The sequence below is a fragment of the Microbacterium sp. gxy059 genome (assembly GCF_050958665.1).
Classification (GTDB): Bacteria; Actinomycetota; Actinomycetes; order Actinomycetales; family Microbacteriaceae; genus Microbacterium.
Map to the genome: position 1 here is coordinate 1 of NZ_JAMXWT010000034.1, position 18174 is coordinate 18174.

18 protein-coding genes are annotated in these 18174 nt (G+C 72.2%); 11 read left to right on the forward strand and 7 right to left on the reverse strand.

All coding sequences use genetic code 11. The features are described from left to right. The first annotated feature begins 22 nt into the window (after window positions 1–22). From NHL53_RS14085 to NHL53_RS14105, 5 genes are all read left to right on the forward strand, one after another. Window positions 23–811 (forward strand): YaaA family protein, encoded by a 789-nt coding sequence (locus NHL53_RS14085; RefSeq protein WP_433777525.1) that lies wholly within the window; start codon window positions 23–25, stop codon window positions 809–811. Window positions 812–880: 69 nt separating this feature from the next. After that, a complete protein-coding gene (locus NHL53_RS14090; protein ID WP_433777526.1) occupies window positions 881–1672 on the forward strand; it encodes a large exoprotein in 792 nt (263 codons plus the stop codon). Between the two features lie 147 nt (window positions 1673–1819). Next, entirely contained in the window at window positions 1820–2644 is an 825-nt protein-coding gene (locus tag NHL53_RS14095; protein WP_433777527.1) for a PP2C family protein-serine/threonine phosphatase, read from the forward strand. Window positions 2645–2740: 96 nt separating this feature from the next. Next, window positions 2741–5542, forward strand: a complete 2802-nt coding sequence (locus NHL53_RS14100) for an FtsK/SpoIIIE domain-containing protein (RefSeq protein WP_433777528.1) — start codon at window positions 2741–2743, stop codon at window positions 5540–5542. A gap of 26 nt (window positions 5543–5568) precedes the next feature. Continuing rightward, window positions 5569–5967: a PPOX class F420-dependent oxidoreductase gene (locus tag NHL53_RS14105; protein WP_433777529.1), complete on the forward strand. Its 399-nt coding sequence runs from the start codon at window positions 5569–5571 to the stop codon at window positions 5965–5967. Window positions 5968–5974: 7 nt separating this feature from the next. On the opposite strand, the gene NHL53_RS14110 is transcribed toward NHL53_RS14105, so the two are convergent. From NHL53_RS14110 to NHL53_RS14120, 3 genes are read right to left on the reverse strand one after another with little or no spacing between them, the layout of a single operon-like run. Next, window positions 5975–6139 (reverse strand): hypothetical protein, encoded by a 165-nt coding sequence (locus NHL53_RS14110; protein ID WP_433777530.1) that lies wholly within the window; start codon window positions 6137–6139, stop codon window positions 5975–5977. Window positions 6140–6181: 42 nt separating this feature from the next. Further along, window positions 6182–6400 carry an SCO4848 family membrane protein gene (locus tag NHL53_RS14115; RefSeq protein ID WP_433777531.1) on the reverse strand — a complete coding sequence of 73 codons (219 nt, stop codon included), beginning with the start codon at window positions 6398–6400 and terminating at the stop codon, window positions 6182–6184. Between the two features lie 35 nt (window positions 6401–6435). Beyond that, entirely contained in the window at window positions 6436–7434 is a 999-nt protein-coding gene (locus NHL53_RS14120) for an asparaginase (RefSeq protein ID WP_433777532.1), read from the reverse strand. A gap of 68 nt (window positions 7435–7502) precedes the next feature. On the opposite strand from NHL53_RS14120, the gene NHL53_RS14125 reads away from it, so the two are divergent. Further along, window positions 7503–7985, forward strand: coding sequence for an OsmC family protein (locus NHL53_RS14125; RefSeq protein ID WP_433777533.1), 483 nt, complete (start codon window positions 7503–7505; stop codon window positions 7983–7985). On the opposite strand, the gene NHL53_RS14130 is transcribed toward NHL53_RS14125, so the two are convergent. After that, entirely contained in the window at window positions 7954–8706 is a 753-nt protein-coding gene (locus NHL53_RS14130) for a lysophospholipid acyltransferase family protein (protein WP_433777534.1), read from the reverse strand. The genes NHL53_RS14125 and NHL53_RS14130 overlap by 32 nt on opposite strands. Window positions 8707–8884: 178 nt before the next feature. On the opposite strand from NHL53_RS14130, the gene NHL53_RS14135 reads away from it, so the two are divergent. The 4 genes from NHL53_RS14135 to NHL53_RS14150 are packed head-to-tail and all read left to right on the forward strand — an operon-like array spanning window position 8885 to window position 13873. Next, on the forward strand, window positions 8885–9826 hold the full coding sequence (locus tag NHL53_RS14135) for an FKBP-type peptidyl-prolyl cis-trans isomerase (protein ID WP_433777535.1): 942 nt from the start codon (window positions 8885–8887) through the stop codon (window positions 9824–9826). Between the two features lie 2 nt (window positions 9827–9828). Then, window positions 9829–10914, forward strand: coding sequence for a 1-deoxy-D-xylulose-5-phosphate reductoisomerase (locus tag NHL53_RS14140; protein WP_433777542.1), 1086 nt, complete (start codon window positions 9829–9831; stop codon window positions 10912–10914). A gap of 15 nt (window positions 10915–10929) precedes the next feature. Further along, window positions 10930–12564, forward strand: coding sequence for a Mur ligase family protein (locus NHL53_RS14145; RefSeq protein ID WP_433777536.1), 1635 nt, complete (start codon window positions 10930–10932; stop codon window positions 12562–12564). Window positions 12565–12577: 13 nt separating this feature from the next. Further along, window positions 12578–13873, forward strand: a complete 1296-nt coding sequence (locus tag NHL53_RS14150) for a M50 family metallopeptidase (protein WP_433777537.1) — start codon at window positions 12578–12580, stop codon at window positions 13871–13873. Between the two features lie 88 nt (window positions 13874–13961). Here the strand turns inward: NHL53_RS14150 and NHL53_RS14155 are convergent, their stop codons facing one another. From NHL53_RS14155 to NHL53_RS14165, 3 genes are all read right to left on the reverse strand, one after another. Continuing rightward, the gene (locus tag NHL53_RS14155; protein ID WP_433777538.1) at window positions 13962–14258 is read right to left on the reverse strand and encodes a hypothetical protein; all 297 of its coding nucleotides are present in this window, start codon (window positions 14256–14258) and stop codon (window positions 13962–13964) included. 36 nt (window positions 14259–14294) lie between these two features. Next, window positions 14295–14675: a hypothetical protein gene (locus NHL53_RS14160; protein ID WP_433777539.1), complete on the reverse strand. Its 381-nt coding sequence runs from the start codon at window positions 14673–14675 to the stop codon at window positions 14295–14297. A 159-nt stretch (window positions 14676–14834) separates the two neighbouring features. After that, the gene (locus NHL53_RS14165) at window positions 14835–16670 is read right to left on the reverse strand and encodes a helix-turn-helix transcriptional regulator (RefSeq protein WP_433777540.1); all 1836 of its coding nucleotides are present in this window, start codon (window positions 16668–16670) and stop codon (window positions 14835–14837) included. Between the two features lie 247 nt (window positions 16671–16917). Between NHL53_RS14165 and NHL53_RS14170 the strand changes: the two genes are divergently transcribed. Then, the coding region (locus tag NHL53_RS14170) for a hypothetical protein (RefSeq protein ID WP_433777541.1) at window positions 16918–18174 on the forward strand (1257 nt) is incomplete at its 3' end.

Sequence of the window (18174 nt, forward strand, 5' to 3'; positions counted from 1 at the left end):
GTCCGCCCCGGAGGCTCTTCCCATGCACGTTCTCCTTCCCCCGTCCGAGACCAAGCGGGCGGGCGGCGACGGCGCCGCCCTCGCCCTCGACGCGCTCGCGCTCCCCGGCCTGCGTGCGGCGCGCGAGGCCGCGATCGACGCGCTCGTCGCCCTGTGCGCCGACGAGGAGGCCGCGGCGAAGGCGCTGAAGCTGAGCGCCAGGCAGCGGGGGGAGATCGCGACGAACCTCGTCGTGCGCGAGGCCCCCACCATGCCCGCGGTCGATCGCTTCACGGGGGTGCTCTTCGACGCGCTCGACGCCGGGTCGCTCGACGAGGGCGCCCGCGGCTGGCTCTCCTCGCACGCGCTCATCCAGACGGCCCTCCTCGGTCCGGTGCGCGCCTCGGATCCCCTCCCCGCCTTCCGCCTCTCAGCCGGACACCGCCTGCCCGGCTTGCCGACGCCCGTCCGCCACTGGTCGGCCGCGGCCGCCTCGGCGCTGGGGGAGGAGCTCGACGCGTTCGCGCTCGACCTGCGCTCGGAGGCGTATCGCGCGCTCGCGCCGCTGCCGGCGGAGACGTCGTCCGTCTACGTGCGCGTCGTCACGGAGAGCACCGACGGCGCCGTGCGCGCGCTGAACCACTTCAACAAGAAGGCGAAGGGGCAGCTGGCCCGCGCCCTCGCCGAGACCCGGTGTACGGCGCGCGACGTCGCGGAGCTGACCGAGTGGGGCGCGGAGGCCGGGTTCGCGTTCCGCGCGGCGGAGGCCGACGGGGAGGTGCTCCTCGTCGCCCGCGACGACGCTCCCGCCGCGCGCGCACGTGCGGCGTGACGCCCTCTGTGCGTATGCTGGGGGCCGCGGTCCTCGTGCCGTGAACCGACCATCATCCTGGGGGAACCAATGATCGATCTTCTGCCCGCCTACTACTACGACGACTACACGGGCTACGGGTACGGGTTCGGCGCCATCATGGCGGCTCTCGCCGGTTTCTTCGTCGTGCTCGGCATCATCGGCATCGCCGCCTATGTCGTCAGCTCCATCTTCATGATGAAGATGTTCGACAAGGCGGGCGTGCAGGGGCGCTGGCGCGCCTGGGTGCCGTTCTACAACAGCATGGTCTTCCTCAAGCTCGGAGACATCAACCCCTGGCTGATGTTCTTCTCGCTCGCCGGCATCATCCCCTACGTGGGCTGGCTCGGCACCCTGTTCGCGGGCGTGCTCATGGCGATGGCGGCCTACCGCATCGGTCTGAAGCTGCAGAAGCCCGGCGCGTTCGTCGTGCTGTACATCTTCCTGGCGATCGTCTGGCTCGGCATCAACGGCCTCGGCGCCTCCCGCTGGAACGCCCAGATCCCGGCCGCCAGCTGGGCCGGCAACGGCTTCCTCGGCGACCGCACCCGCTGGGCCGGCATCCCGGACCAGGCGAGCGCCGCCTACCCGGCTCAGCCCGCCTACCCGCAGCCGGGCTACCCGCAGCAGCCGTACGGCCAGCAGCCCCCCGCCTACGGTCAGCCGCAGGCGCCGCAGCAGCCGCAGAACCCCTACGGCCAGCAGCCTCCGGCCTACGGTCAGCCGCAGGCCCCGCAGGCCCCGCAGACGCCGCCGGCTCCTCCCGCGCCCCCGGCGCCCGAGGCCCCGCAGGACGGCGAGCAGCGTCCGCCGCAGAACCCGTTCCAGCCGCCGCAGAGCTGACCTCCCGGCGCCGGAGCTCCTGACCGCACGTTCGACCCCACCCCGCGTTCTCGTCGGGACGGGGTCGAACGCGTTTCCCCTTTAGACTGGTGTCCACTCGCGGCATGCCCGATGCCCGCGAGCCCGTGCTCTCCCGAAAGGCCCACCGTGCCCGAGTCCACGCCCCCGGCGCCGCAGCGCCCTGAGACGTTCAGCCGCGAGGTCGCGCTCGCCGACGGCGCCCCCCTCGCGGTGCGCTGGGCGGGGTTCACCGATCCCGGACGCAAGCGCGAGAACAATCAGGACGACCTGCTGATGCGCTTCCCCCTCTTCGTCGTCGCCGACGGGATGGGCGGGCACGTCGGAGGGGAGATCGCGAGCCAGAGCGTCGTCGCGCGCCTCGACGAGATGGCCGCGGCCGCACCCGCGTCGCCCGAGGGCATCGACCGCGCGCTCCAGCTCGCGGTGCAGGACATCGCGGATCATCCCGACGCGACCGACGAGGGTACGGGCACGACCCTCACCGGCATCTATCTCGACGACGCGGAGAACGGGCCGAGCGTCGTCGCGATGAACATCGGCGACTCGCGGGTCTATCTCCAGCGCGGCGATCAGCTCATGCAGGTGACGACCGACCACTCGCTCGTGCAGGAGCTCGTCCAGGCGGGGCGTCTCAGCGAGGAGGAGGCCGAAACCCACCCGTACAGCAACGTGATCACGCGCGCGGTGGGCCCCAGCGAGGCGGTCACCCCCGACTACGTGCGCATCGACGTCCAGCCGGGCGACCGGTACGTCATCTGCTCGGACGGGCTCACCAAGGAGCTCACCGACTACGGCATCCTGCACTTCCTCCACGAGCACCCGGACCCCGCCGACGCGGCGGTCGCGATGATGACGGCGGCGCTCGACAACGGCGGGCGCGACAATGTCACGATCATCGTCGTCGACCTCGGCGAGGCTCCCGCCGCCGACACCCTCCCTCGAGAGGCCTGACGCACCCCGCGTCCACAGGCGCGGATCCCCGGGATCGCTCCCGAAACGGCGGGGCGCGGCGCACGCGGAGCGGCCGGACGCGCTTGCATGGCGGGCATGACCGTTCCGCTTCCCGCTCGCCTCGTCGAGCCGATCGAGCTGCCGACGCCGCCTCCGTCGTCCGGTCGCCGTCCGTTCCCCCTCCTCGCGTCGCTCGTCCCCGTCGCGGGCGCGCTTCTCATGTGGCGCGTGACGGGATCCGCGCACATGCTGTGGTTCGCGGCGCTGGGGCCGCTCATGGCGATCGCGTCGCTGCTCGACGGGGCGCGCACCGCTCGGCGCGAGCGACGCCGCGCGCAGCGGGAGCTCGCCGTGGCGGCCGCCGAGGCCGAGCGCGAGGTCGACCGGCGCCACGAGGAGGAGCGGAGCCTCCTCCGCGCGGCGCTTCCGGACGTCGCGGGGGTCGCGGAGGAGAGCGGGCGCGTGTGGCGGCGCGGCGGTCCGCTTGTGGTGGGGGCCGGACGCTCGGACAGCGCGGTCGGGATCTCGGGCGGCGAGGGCGAGCGGGTCGCCGAGCTGCGCGAGCGCGCCCGCGCACTCGACGACGCACCCGTCTCGATCGCCTGGGAGGGCGGGCTGTGCGTGCAAGGCGACGGCCCCGTGGCCCGCGCGATCGCCCGCGCCGTCGCCGTGCAGCTGCTCCTGCGCGAGCCCGCATCCGCCGTGCGCCTCCTCGGGGCTCCGCTCGGCGAGGACTGGGCGGACGAACTCCCGCACCGGGCCCTGCCCGGCGACGGCGCGCGCCGCGTGGCGATCGTCCGGGCGACGGAGCGGATCCCCCCGGACGCCGAGACGGTGATCGTCCTCGCCGCGGCCGACGAGCCCGTGCCTCCCGAGTGCGCCGCGCTGCTGGAGGTCGGGCCGGGGATGACGGCGCGCCTCGCGCGGCCGGAGGGCGACGCGGAGGTGCGCCCCGAGGCGATCTCGCTCGCGCAGGCGCGCGCGATCGGCCGGGCCCTCGGCGCGCGCTCCCGCGGCGGGGGAGGGCTTCCCGCCGGCCGCGTGCGCCTCGCCGACGTCCGCGCCCGCGACGCGTCCGAGCACGACGCCGAGCGCGCGCCCGCCGGCCTGCGCGCCGTCGTCGGCGTCGGGCCGGCGGAGGGAGCGGAGGAGCGGCCGCCGCTCGCGATCCTCGACCTCGTCTCGGACGGCCCGCACGCCGTCGTCGTGGGCACGACGGGAGCCGGCAAGAGCGAGTTCCTCGTGACGTGGGTCGTCGCGATGGCCGGCGCGCACCGTCCCGACCAGCTCGTGCTGCTCCTCGCCGACTTCAAGGGAGGCACGGCGTTCGAGCCGCTGCGCGCGCTGCCGCACGTCACGGGCGTGCTCACCGACCTCGACGGCGCCCGAGCACGCCGAGCCGTCGAGGGACTGCGCGCCGAGATCAGGCGACGCGAGAGCGCGATCGCGAACGCCGGCGCGCGCGACGCGTCCGATCCGCGGGTGGGGCTCGCGCGGCTCGTGATCGTCGTCGACGAGTTCGCCGCGCTGCTGCAGGAGCATCCCGACCTGCACGCGGTCTTCTCCGACGTCGCCGCCCGCGGTCGGGCGCTCGGAATGCACCTCGTGCTCGGCACGCAGCGCGCGGCCGGCGTCGTGCGCGACGCCCTGATCGCGAACTGCCCCCTGCGGGTGAGCCTGCGGGTCGCCGAGGCGTCGGAGAGCCGCGCGATCGTCGGCACCGACGCGGCCGCCCGGATCCCCGGCGATGCGGAGCACCGAGGCGTCGGCCTCGTCCGACGGGCGGGCGATGCCGAGGCCCGCCAGGCGCGCTTCGCCCTGACCGCCGAGGCCGACGTCGAGCGGGTGCGGGAGGGCGTCCTGGACGTCGAGGCCGCTCCGGGGCCGCTGCTGCCGGAGCTGCCGGAGGTGTGGCGCCCGCGTCGCCCCGCGACGGAGGCGGGCGTGGTCATCGCCCTGGCCGACGAGCCGGCTCGCCAGCGGCAGTCCGAGGTCTCCCTCGCGGTGGGCCGCGAACGCGGGCTCGTGGTGCTCGGCGGGGCCGGCGCCGGCAAGACCGCCGTCGCCGCGTGGGTCGCTCACACGGCGGCCGAGACGGGCGCCCGCGTCTCGACGGTGCCTCGCGACCGCGAGGCCGCCTGGGACGCCCTCGAGCGGGCCGAGACAGACCCGCCGGACCTCCTCGTCGTCGACGACGCCGACGCGCTGCTCGCCCGCTTCCCCCAGGAGCACGCGCAGCTGGCGGGGGAGCGCCTGGAGAGCATCGCCCGCGATGCCGGGGCGACGGGGACGACGATCATGCTCACGGGCGCACGCCTCACGGGCGCGCTGGCGCGCATCGCCGAGATCATCCCGCGTCGCGCCGTGCTCGCGTACCCGACCCGCGCCGAGCACACGGGCGCGGGTGCCCGCGGCGAGACATTCGACCCCGCCCGCCGGCCCGGGCGCGGAGTCCTCTCCGACGCCGAGGTGCAGTTCGCCCTCGGCGACGGCCTCGCGCTTGAGGAGCCGCAGGCGCAGCCCGCGCGCTGGCGGCCGACGGCGCCGATCACCGGGCTCGTGCTCCGCGCCGCGCGGCGACGGGCTTCCGACCTCGCCCGCGCCTGGGAGGGGAGCGCGCGGGTGCTCCTCCTCGACGACCTGCCTCCCGGCGCCCCTCTCGAGGACGGCGGCGGGCTTCCGCTGGTGCTCGCGGGCGAGGGCGACGGGTGGCAGCGCTCCTGGGGGCTGCTGCAGAGGGTGCGATCCGAGGGCGACCTGGTCGTGGGCGCGGACTGCGCGTCCGAGATGCGCACGGTGGCGGGGGAGAGGGAGCTGCCGCCCTACGCGCGCCCCCGGGCCGCGCGCGCCTGGCTGCTCTCCGGGGATCGAGCCGCGCGGCGCATCGTGCTGCCGTAGGGCGCTCCGTGCGGCAGACTGGCGGCATGAGCGCGATCGACGACCTCGCCCCCGCGTCCCGCAGCCTGCTCGAGCGTCCCCTCTACGGGCACCTCGGCACGGTCCGCCCCGACGGCACCGTGCAGGTCAACCCCATGTGGTACGAGTTCGACGGGGAGCACGTGCGGTTCACGCACACGACCACCCGCCAGAAGTACCGCAACCTGCAGCGCAACCCGTCGATGTCGCTGTCGATCACCGACCCCGACGAGCCCACCCGCTACCTCGAGGTGCGCGGGCGGCTCGTCGACGTCGTGAGCGACCCCGAGGGCGACTTCTACGTGCACCTCGGCGAGCGGTACGGCAAGCCGCTCGACGGACGCCCGGCCGACGGCGCAGACCGCGTCATCCTGGTCATGAGCATCGAGCGCACGACCGGGCAGTAGCCGCTCCTCAGCCCCCGTCGCCCGGGCGCGGGGCGCCAGGCGGATCCTGCGGAGGGCGCGGCCCGCGCGCTCCCCTGACGCTCCCCACGACGACGAGCGCGACCACGACGACGAGGATCGCGAGCACGAGCAGCGCGCTCACCGTCAGCAGGAGGACGAAGGTCGCGGTCATGCGCCCACCGTGGCGGATCGGCGCGCTGAGCGCAAGAGCCTCTCAGAGCGCGCCGACGAGCGCCGCGACCCCCGCCAGCGCCGAGACGACGGCGAGCACGAGCGCGAAGGTCACGAGCACGATGTGCACCGTCAGGAACCGCGTCACGCGTCCCTGGGTGTCGCGGGCGCGCGGATCCCTGACGACGCGGCGCAGGAACGCCGGCCAGGCGAAGAGGTTGAAGGCGGCGTTGACGAACAGCAGCACGGAGAGGGCGATCACGCCTCCCACGGTAGCGCCGTCCGCGCCGCCGAGACTCAGACCTGAGCCCGGATGATGCCCACGGGGCGACCGCCGCCGAGGATCCGCAGCCCCGGGCGCTCCGCCGCCGCGGCGGCGACGTCCGCGACCTCGAGGCACCCCGCCCGCGCGAGGAGCGCGAGTCCCACGAGCGAGCCCGCGCGGTTCGACCCGTCGAGCATCTTCAGCGCCATCGTCGTGCCGTCGGGCGCGATCATCACCTGCACGCCCTCGGCGCCCTTCTTCGAGAACACCCCGAAGCGCTCGATCGTCAGGGTGTCGTCCCCGCCAGGCCCCTCGATCGCCCAGGGATGCTCGCGCACGGTGCGCACGAGGACCCCCGCCACGCGGTGCAGGGCGAACGGAGACGACTCCGACGACGCGCCCATGCGGTGGATCCCCCTGGCCAGCGCCTCGAGCGACATCGCGTGGACGGGCGCCCCGCAGCCGTCGACCGCGACGCCCGCGATGCGGCTGCCCGTGAGGCGCTCGACGACCTCCCGCAGGTGCACCTGCAGGGGGTGGGTCGGATCCGTGTACGTCGTCGTGTCCCAGCCGTTCACGCGGCACGCCGTGAGCATCGCGGCGTGCTTGCCCGAGCAGTTGTGGCGGATGGGAGCCTTGTCCGCGCCCTCCCGGATCATCGCGCGCCGCGCCTCGGCGTCGCCCGGCCACGACGGCGGGCAGAGCAGGGCGTCCTCCGTGAGCCCCACGTCGGCGAGCATCTGCCGCACGACGGCCGCGTGGCGGTCGGTGCCCTCGTGGCTCGCGGTCGAGAGCACGAGCCGCTCGCCCTCGAACGCGGCGCCCGCCGTCGCACAGCCCACCGCGAGCAGCGGCTTGAGCGACGAGCGGGGGAGGATCAGCGCCGACGGGTCGCCGTGCGAGGCGACGATCTCGCCCTCGGGCGACAGCACGATCGCCGAGCCGACATGGCGCGACTCGATGAATCCGTCGCGCTCGACGACGGCCAGCTCGGCGGCGGCGGATGCGGGGAAGGTCGAGGCGGAGGTCACACCACCAGGGTACGGCCGGAGAGCGATCCGCGCGGGGCGACGCGGCGCCGCCGCACTACGCTCGGAGGATGAGCGAGCACGTCTACCGCACCCGCGTCACGTGGACGGGGAACAGGGGAACCGGCACGAGCGGGTACCGCGACTACGCGCGCGACGTGACCGTGCGGGTCGACGGCAAGCCCGACCTGCTCGCCTCCGCCGACAGGCCGTTCCGCGGCGACCCGTCCCGCTGGAACCCCGAGGACATGCTGCTGTCGGCGCTCGCCGAGTGCCACCTGCTGTCCTACCTGCACGCGTGCGCGACCCGCGACGTGGTCGTGACCGCCTACGTGGACGACGCGGAGGCGGCGATGGAGCTCTCCGGGAACGCGGGGCGCTTCGTCCGCGCGGTCCTGCGTCCGCGGGTGACGGTCGAGGAGGAGGGGATGATCCCGGCCGCGCTCGCGGCCCACGACGACGCGCACGCCTGGTGCTTCATCGCGAACAGCGTGAGCTTCCCCGTCGAGATCGTCCCCGAGATCACTTCCGCTCGTGGGGGAGGACCTGCTTGATCTTCTCGACCGCGTTCTTCGCGGGCGGCTCGTTGTAGGTGCCCGCGAGCTCCTGGCCGGACAGCGCGTGGATGGCCGACATGATCTCGTCGGTCGCCCCGCGGCGCGCGCGCCCCGAGGACGCCGGGCCGTGCGAGGAGAGGTCGAGCGGCTCGCCGAACCTCACCACGACGCGCTCCTTCAGCGACGGCATCCGCTGCCCCACCGGCATGACGCGGTCGGTGCCGATGAGGCCGATCGGCACGACGGGCGCCCCGGTCTCGAGCGCGAGGTAGGCCACGCCCGTGCGGCCCTTGTAGAGGCGGCCGTCGCGCGAGCGCGTGCCCTCGGGGTGCAGGGCGATCGCCGCCCCGGAATCGAGGATCCGACGCTGCTGCTCGAGCGCGTCGAGCGCCGCTTGGCCCGCGCTGCGCTCGACCGAGATCGCGCCGACCGCGGTGAAGAGGGTGCGCGAGAGCCATCCCTTGAACCCGCGACCCGTGAAGTAGTCCGACTTCGCGAGGAAGCGCACCGGCCGCGGCGCCGCGGCGATCGGGATCGCGATCGAGTCGATGAAGGAGAGGTGGTTGCTCGCGAAGATGACCGGTCCGGTCCGGGGGACGTTCTCCCTGCCCTCGACCTGGGGGCGGTACACGGCGCGCGCGATCGGCGCCAGAGCGAGGCGTCCGAGCGTGTAGACCCAGCTGGGGGTGTCGGGACGGGCCGCGGGGGAATCGGTCATCCCACCAGGGTACGCGGCGCGCATTCCGCATCGGGAATCCGTCCGATCCCCCGGTCTCGTCCCGCGATCAGCGGGTTCATCATCGCGCGTCAGCGCATCCATAGCCCGGATGAGGCAGGATGGGGCCGTCCCCGACTTCCCGAATGAGGTTCCTGTGCGCCGTCGCCTTCTCGTCCCCGTGTCCGCCGCTGCCGCCGCGATGCTCCTGCTCGCCGGCTGCTCGAACGCGGAGGAGCCGACGTCCGACGCGGATGGGACGGGCGGCGACTCGACCCTCTGCGACGCGCCCCCCGCGGCGGGCGACGCCATCGACGCCGTCGACGTGAGCGGGGAGGTCGGCGAGCCGGCCGAGGTCTCGATCGACGCGCCCATCGAGGCCGCCGACTTCGAGAGCACGATCCTCGTCGAGGGCGAGGGAGAGCCGGTCGAGGAGGGGCAGTCCATCGTCTACGCCGGCAGCATCTACGACGGCGACTCGGGCGAGCTGATCACCGAGCAGGGATACGAGCCCGGCACCAACCTCCCGGCGGCCGTCGCGAGCGAGACGGCGCTCGGCATGGCCCTCGGCTGTGCGACCCCCGGCACCCGCGCGGTGCTCGTGGTCCCCGGGCAGTCAGAGGGCGAGACCTCCTACCCCTCGCAGGTGTTCGTCCTCGACTTCCTCGAGGTCGCGCCGAGCGCGGCCTGGGGCGAGGACGAGGAGGCGCCGGACGGGTTCCCCGAGGTGGAGCTCGGCGAGGACGGCGCGCCGACCGTGACCGTGCCGGACGGCTTCGAGACTCCAGACGAGACCGAGCTCGCGACGCTCAAGCAGGGCGACGGCGCCGAGGTCGAGGACGGCGACACCGTGTACGTGCAGTACGCGGGCGTGAAGGCCTCGGACGGCACCGAGTTCGACTCCAGCTGGTCGCGCGGCGCGCCGACCCAGTTCAGCACGGGCGGCGTCATCGAGGGCTTCACGAAGGCGCTCGTCGGCCAGAAGGTCGGGTCGCAGGTCATCGCGGTCATCCCGCCCGAGGAGGGCTACGGAGCAAGCGAGGGCCACGAGCTGCAGGACGAGACCCTGATCTTCGTCGTCGACATCCTCGGCACCGCGCACGCCCAGCCCGCCGCGGAGTGACCGTGCGCCGCGTCGTCGTGCTGGGGTCCACGGGATCCATCGGCACCCAGGCGCTCGACGTCATCCGCCGCAGCCCCGATCGCTTCGAGATCGTCGGGCTCTCGGCCGGGTCGAACGCCGAGCTGCTCGCGGCCCAGGCGCGCGAGTTCGGCGTCGCGCACACGGCCCTCGGCGCGGACGAGGCGGCCCAGCTCGTGCGCGACGTCGACGCCGACGTCGTGCTCAACGGCATCACGGGATCCGCGGGGCTCGGCCCGACGCTCGCGGTGCTCGAGGCGGGGTGCACGCTCGCCCTCGCGAACAAGGAGTCGCTCATCGTGGGCGGCGATCTCGTCACGCGCCTCGCGGCGCCCGGGCAGATCGTGCCCGTCGACTCCGAGCACTCCGCGATCGCGCAGGCCCTGCGGGCCGGGTCGACGAGCGAGGTGCGCCGTCTCGTCGTCACGGCCTCCGGCGGTCCGTTCCGCGGGCGCACCCGGTCGGAGCTCGCGCACGTCACGCCGGCGGAGGCGCTGCGCCACCCCAACTTCTCGATGGGGCGCGTGATCACGACCAACTCGGCGACGCTCGTCAACAAGGGCCTCGAGGTGATCGAGGCGCACCTGCTGTTCGGCGTCCCGTACGACGCGATCGACGTCGTCGTGCACCCTCAACAGATGATCCACTCGATGGTGGAGTTCCGCGACGGATCGACCATCGCGCAGGCGGGCCCGCCGCGCATGCTCGTGCCGATCGCGCTCGGGCTGTCGTGGCCGGAGCGCCTCCCCGACGTCGACGTGCCGATCGACTGGTCGGCGGCGCAGACCTGGGAGTTCGCGCCGCTCGACGACGAGGCGTTCCCCGCCGTGGCGCTCGCGCGTCAGGTCGGCGAGGCGGGGGGCGCGCTCCCCGCCGTGTACAACGCGGCGAACGAGCAGGCGGTCGACGCGTTCCACGAGGGGCGGATCCGCTTCGTCGACATCGTCGACACGGTGCGCGCCGTCGTCGAGGCGCACGAGGAGCCCGCCGAGCTCACGCTCGAGACGCTCGCCTGGGCCGAGCGGGAGGCGCGGCTCGCGGCGGATCAGCGAATCGCCGGGTCGCGCTGAGACAATCGACTCGTGATGACCGATCTCACGACGCTGCCCCGCATCCGGCGCGTCGCTCCGACGATGCTGCGCCCCCGACACCCCGCGACCCGGGAGATCGGGGAGCTCGCCCGCGTGCTCGGCGCCCGGCTCGAGGGCGACCCCGCCACGCGGATCACGGGAGCGACCCTCTCTTCCGTCGACCTCGTCCCCGGAGAGCTGTTCGTCGGCATCCGCGGCGCGAACCGCCACGGCGCGGAGTTCGCGCCCGCCGCGGTCGCGGCCGGCGCGGCCGCGATCCTCACCGACCGGGAGGGCGCCGAGATCGCCCGCGACGCGGGGGCGCCGATCCTCGTCGTCGACGATCCGCGCGGCGCGCTTCCCGCGGCCGCGGCGTGGGCGAACCGCACGACCGCCGAGGACGAGCTGCCGCTGCTGCTCGGCACGACGGGAACGAACGGCAAGACGAGCGCCACGCACCTGCTCGAGGGGCTGCTCACCCAGATCGGCGTCGTCGCCGGCGCGTCGACGTCCGCCGAGCGGGTCGTCGCCGGCGAGCGGGTCGTCGCCGGCCTCACGAGCCCCGAGGCGACGGAGTTCCACGCGCAGCTCGCCCGCATGCGCGAGGAGGGCGTCGAGGCCGTCGCCGTCGAGGTCAGCGCGCAGGCCGTGACCCGGCGCCGCGTCGACGGCGTCGTGTTCGACGTGATGTCGTTCACGAACCTCAGCCACGACCACCTCGACGATTACGGCGACATGGAGTCGTACTACGCCGCGAAGGCGCCGCTGTTCACGAGGGAGCGCGCCAGGCGCGCGGTCGTGTCGCTCGACTCGCTGCCCGGCGCCCGCATCGTCGCCGACGCCGACATCCCCACGACGACGATCGCGACGCCCGAGATCGCCGCGGATCCCGACGCGGCGCGGCAGGCGGACTGGATCGTCGAGGTGACGCGCGAGGAGCAGCGCGGCACGTCGTTCCGCCTCACGGGCCCCGACGGCCGCTCCCTCGAGACGATGGTGCCCGTCATCGGCGCGCACATGGCGTCGAACGCGGGCCTCGCGATCGTCATGCTGCTCGAGGCCGGGTACGCCTGGGAGCGGATCCGCGACGCGCTCGCCCGCGACGGCGGCCTCGTCGCCTGGGTCCCGGGACGCACGCAGCTCGTGTCCGGAACCTCGGGGCCGGCCGTGTACGTCGACTTCGGGCACACGCCCGACGCCTTCGAGAAGACCCTCCGCGCCGTGCGGCGCGTCACGCCGGGGCGCGTCATCATGCTGTTCGGCGCCGACGGGGATCGCGACGCGACCAAGCGCTTCGACATGGGGCGCACGGCCGTCGAGGGCAGCGACGTCGTCGTCCTCACGGATCACCACCCGCGCCACGAGGACGCGGCGTCGATCCGGGCCCAGCTGCTCGAGGGCGCCCGCGCGACGGATCCGTCGCACGAGATCCACGAGGTCTCGCCGCCCGAGGCCGCGATCGTGTGCGCGGTGTCGCTGGCGGGGCCGGGCGACGCGATCCTCTGGGCGGGCCCCGGACATCAGAACTACCGCGACATCGAGGGCGTCCAGTGGGCGTACTCGGCGCGGGAGCTGTCGCGTCGCGCGCTCGTCGCCGCGGGCTGGGACGCACCGGAGCGGGTGTGGCCGAACCCGTACGAGGACGACTGAGGACGTCGGCCCCGTGACCGCTCTGCTGTTCGTCGCGGGCATCCTCGTGATGCTCGTGGGCCTCGCGCTGTCGATCGCGCTGCACGAGATCGGCCACATCGTGCCCGCGAAGGCGTTCGGCGTGCGCGTGGGGCAGTACATGATCGGCTTCGGCCCGACGCTCTTCTCGAAGCGCGTCGGCGAGACCGAGTACGGCGTCAAGGCGCTGCCGCTCGGCGGCTTCATCTCGATCGCCGGGATGTACCCGCCGAGCCCCGCGGAGGGCTCGCGCCGTCAGCGCATCGGCGCCTCGCTCGTGCAGGAGGCGCGCGCCGCCAACGACGAGACGATCGAGGGCGAGGACGACGAGCGCGTGCTCTACCGGCAGGCGACGTGGAAGCGCATCGTCGTCATGCTGGGCGGCCCGTTCATGAACCTCGTGCTCGCGGCCGGCCTCTTCTCGATCCTCTTCAGCGGCATCGGCCTGCCGCAGCACACGACCACCGTGGCATCGGTCTCGGAGTGCGTCGTCGCGGCCGACAGCGAGCAGACCTCCTGCGGGGCGGACGATCCGGCGTCCCCGGCCGCCGCCGCGGGGCTGCGTCCCGGCGACCGCATCCTCGAGGTCGACGGCGACGCGGTGTCGACCTTCGACGAGGCGTCGGCGATCATCCGGGAGCGGCCGGGGCAGCCGGTGCCCGTCGTCGTCGAGCGCGACGGATCCGAGCTCTCCCTCACGGTGACGCCGGTCCTCGCGGTCAACGAGTACACCGACGCGGAGGGCGAGCGCGTCACGGGCGAGGTCGGCTTCGTCGGCTTCACGCCGACGGTCGAGCGCGTGCGCCAGCCCCTGGGATCCGGGATCGCGGCGACGGGCGAGAACATCGCCGCCGTCGCGGGGATCGTCGTGGAGCTGCCCGTGCGCCTCTACGACACGGCCGTCGACCTCTTCACGGGCGGCGACCGCGATCCCGACGGGCCGATCAGCGTCATCGGCGTGGGGCGGATCGCCGGCGAGGTCGCCGCGACGGAGGCGCCGCTCATCGACCGCGTCGCCGTGATCGTGAGCCTCCTGGGCTCGCTGAACATCGCGCTCATGGTGTTCAACCTCATCCCGCTGCTGCCGCTCGACGGCGGTCACGTGGCGGTCGCGCTGTGGGACGGGCTGAAGCGCCTCTTGGCGCGGGTGACGGGCCGCCCCCGCCCCGCTCCGGCCGACGCGACCCGCCTCGTGCCGCTGACCCTCGTCGTCGTGGTGCTGATGATCGGCATGGCCGGCCTGCTCTTCGCCGCCGACATCTTCAACCCCGTGGACCTGTTCGGCGGGTAACGCGGAGTCCGCGCTCCGCCCGTGGCGCGGGCGGGGGCTTTCACGAGAACTGGTTGTGGCCGTCGACAAGCATCGTCTTGCCGTGATGTCATCGGAGGCGGGCCGTGAGTTTACGACACGATGCGGCCACGTTGTCGCCCAGAGAGACGCTGCCGACGACGCCCGAGCCAGCGTGTTCGGAGAGCATCTCGTCGCGCTGCTGCTGCTGCTGGTGTCTGGCGGCGAGCTTCTCGCCGGCAGGATCCCATATCGCGGCGCCGATGATGCCGGGATCGTAGGTGTTGACCGCGATCCCGTAGGGTCCTGCCCATTCTAGGCCGCCGCCTGTTTCAGTCTGCGCGCGGCCCGAGTGGTGCGTGAGCAACTCGAACGGCAGGAACGCCACGAACGAGACTGCGTTGACGGCCTCGACGCCGAAGCCTTACGCGACCATCTGCTGCGCGGTGTGGCGATACAGGCGGAAGCTGTCTGATATATCGATATTGAGGGATTCCTGGAACTCCTCCGATGAGGAGTCGAACAGCGGCTTGACCTGTGCGGCGTCCGTGTCGGCGACAAAGACATCGAGTCGGCCGTCTGCGTCCATGGCGGCCTGCACGAGCGCCTCGAGGAGTGTCCGGGCATGACGTCGGCGCTCGCCGGGATCGGTTCTCCGTGCCGTCCGTCGCCGCTGGCCGGTCGGCGGCGGCGTGGGAGGTGCCGTGGCTGAGCTTGCGGGGCGATTGACTCCCCGATGCCGCGCGATTCCCATCGCGACCGCGAGATGCTGCCCGTCGGGCGCCGGGTGCTGCGTCATCTTCACGAACAACTCGTTGTCGCTTTTCCCGAACCCGTATCCAGTAGGTATGAGCTCTCCTCCTTGCGATGAGGTTCCGTCGGCGCCGGCCGCGCCACCGAACGAGGACGCTCGATGGCGCGGCGGGATCATGACGGGATGAGTCTCACTGATCAAGAATGTGCCCTAACGCGGGAGCGTGCGGACAATACCGAAGAGAGCGGCTCGTTGGAGCGCCTCCGATTCGCTGTGCACATCGAGCTTCCGATAGATGGAGCGAAGGTGTACTTTGACGGTCGCGGGCGTGAGGAACAGCCGATCCGCAACGTCACGACGATCGCCCGACCGTGCGAGCGCGGTCAGCACATCAATTTCGCGCCGCGTGAGCGAGACGTCATGCGGCAGCCTGTTCGCGCGGACGAGCAGCGGCACGCGGTGCATCGCGGAGGACAGGGTGTTCGGCCGTCCAACGGCGTCGAGCACGCACGTGCGCTCGCTCGCGGACAGCAGCATGAATCCGGCGCAGAGGCCGTGCATCTCATACAGCGCACGCAACTCCCCAGCTGCCGCGCGCAGGAGCTCTCGGTCACCCGAGTAGCAGGAGTACCGCGAGAGCAGCGCTGCGGCGACGTGTCGATGCAGTGGCGTTGATGCGGCCGTCATCGCGCGTGTGATCGACTGTTTGATGTGCTCATCACGTCCCTGGTGCAGCGCGATGATGGCGCGGAGCGATAGAAGGAGAGGGTCCTTCTTCGCGGCAAGCGGAGCCGCCGGAGGAACGGTCAAACCGACCATAGCGAGAGTGACGGCGATGACGCCGAGGTAGCGCCGTCGCGCTGCATCATATTCCGTGACTGGATGTTCGGCGATCGCCGAGGTATACAGAGCGCGGGCTGTCGCCGTATCGCTGTCGACGAGATAGCGGATGACGGTACCGAAGAGGACGATCTCCCAACGGCCGGTCGTCCCGCCGTCGGCGTCGAGCCGTTGAAGGGAACGGCGCAGCCCCGGCAGATCCATGACGCAGATTGTGGTTAGGAGCCTGGCCAGTTCGGCGAGGTCGTCGCATGCCTCGTCTTCGAGTTCTGCGAGTGCGGCCTCTGCTCGACGGCAGTGTCCGGTGCAGGCATCGAGTAGAATGCCGAGGTTCTTCGCGCGCTGGAGCTGCTGCGCCAGCTCCCTGTGGGCGCAGAACGCGCCGAGCACGGCGATGAGCGTGTTGGCGAGAGTGTAGGACTGATCGAAGATGAGCGCGGCGGTCAGCTCGGCTGTGACGGCCGCAAGCGCTTCGGCCAGCGACTCGTCGATGCGGCGGGCGTCCGAGAGTGATCGAAGCCGATTCGCGAAGTCGTGCGCATTCGACGCTGAATCCGATGGCTCGCCCAATCTGCTGTGGGCGAGCGCCTCGATGCCGAGCATCAGGAGATTCTCGGTAGCGTTCGAGCTCGATCGCCTGCGTGCCGCCGTGACTGCGGCGCGCAGGTGCTCTCGCCCGCGCAGACCCGCCTGCGGGGACCGTCGAGCCTGCTCGGCGAGCCAGAGGGACAGCGGGGCGTTGTCGCGCACGAGGTCTTCCGGCAGCGCGCGGATGCGATCGAGTGCGTACGACGCCGAAAACGTCTTCGAAGGCCAAACGCGGATTCCCACGTGGCCGATCAGCGCGATGTCCTCGCTGTCGAGTGCATAGTCGAACGCGCGAACGAAGTCGCCTCGTTCGAGGTGCCACTGAGCGGTTGCCCGTGAGGCATCGAGAAAGTCGCTGCGCCACCGGAGACGAAGCAGATTCCGAGCATCACGGCGCACGGCGGGGTGGAGAACGACGCCGGCGCCATCGCGTGTTCGCGTGCCGAGACCCTGCGATGCGAGCATCGCGAGCAGCGCATCGACATCCGAACGTCCGGTGAGCTGGCGGGCGAGCGACGCCGTGGTCACATCGGGAACGGCGAGCAGGCACGCAAGTCTTACATCCTCGAGGTCGTCGACATGGTCGGTGATCCGTCGCCCCGCGCGTTCGACGTTCATGGCGCTTCATCCACCAGTACGTCGGAATATCGATGCATCACATTATCTAAGACATCATGATCCGCGCTTCGTGACGCCAGTTCCCGCAAATCGCCCTCGCCGGTGGTAGGAAGGGGGTAAATTCAGTCGATGCGGCGCGATCCCCCGCCGTTCCCCGCGGATACTCATGTCATGTCGCCGGCTTCGTCTCGGCGCGTGCTGTCGTGCGAGCGCGCGGCAGTGACCTGAACAGAGAAAAGAGGGGATCATGACGCCCGATACCCAACGGGTGCGAGGGAAGACGTCGGGATGGATGCGCGGGGCCGCAATGGCAGCCGTCGCATCCGTCGCGCTTCTCGGCGCACAGCATGCGTCGCCGGCGCTCGCTGCGCCGGATGACGGCCGCGCGGAGCTGGTTGTGACGGCGGGGTCCGACAGGACCGGCACGGACGCCGGAGACGTCTCTGGTCTCGAAGGCCTCACGTTCGCTGTCATCCCGGGCGCTGCCGGTCAGCGCCCGACGTCGGACGAGGGGGCAGTCGCCACGTTCGCATCCGGCGCGGATGGTCGTGGGGTGCTCTCCTCGCTCGAGCCGAGCGCCGAAGGCTACTGGGTCGTGCCGGTCTCGGCGCCCGAGGGATACTCGGTGATCGAACGCGAGACGCGCGCCCGGTTCGACGGAGCACAGGCAGTCGTCCTCGATCGCTACGGCTTCCACACCGGAGCGGTTTCGGCAGGGCAGACGCTCGAGATCCCGGCAGGCTTCGAAGCGGACAACGTCGGTTCGGACCCGGCATATCTGAACGACGCGGGGTTCGTGGCCGCACCCCGCGACAACCCCGAACTTCAGACGCTCGCATGCGAGGAGGGCATCGACATCACCCTCGTCGCCGATCTGTCGTTCTCGACCGATGGTCAGTTCGGGCCTCTCGGCAGCCCTTACCGTGACGCGGTCAATAGCTTCATCGACGGGATGGCCGGTTCCGAGGGATCCACGCTGCGCCTTGCGACGTTCTCGGGTACGGCTCCCGCGGCCGGCCAGGAGGACACCACACGGGCGTACTCGATGGCTGATGACGCCGATGTGCAGGCCGCGCATGATCGCGTTGCATCGCTCAATCGCGTCGAGCGGGGCGGAAGCTACCTGCAGGGCACCAACTGGGACGCTGGATTGTCCCAGCTGGCGGACAGCGCTGCGGACACCGACCTCGTGGTCTTCCTCACAGACGGTCTGCCGACGCTGGACAACGACGAGATCTCCGATCTCGACCCCAATGCGGGCGGGAACACGAATCAGCTTCGCACGAAGATCCGCAACATCGATTTCGCGGTCGCCTCTGCGAACACCCTCAAGGGCGGCGGTACGCGGATCGTGGCGGCCGGCGTCGGCCCCGTGGGAGCCGCGGACTATGCTGTGCCGAACCTTGCTGCGATCTCCGGCCCTGTTGCGGGCAGCGACTTCTACCAGACCGGGTGGGATTCGCTCGCTGAATCGCTGCAGCAGATCATCGACGATGCCTGCAGC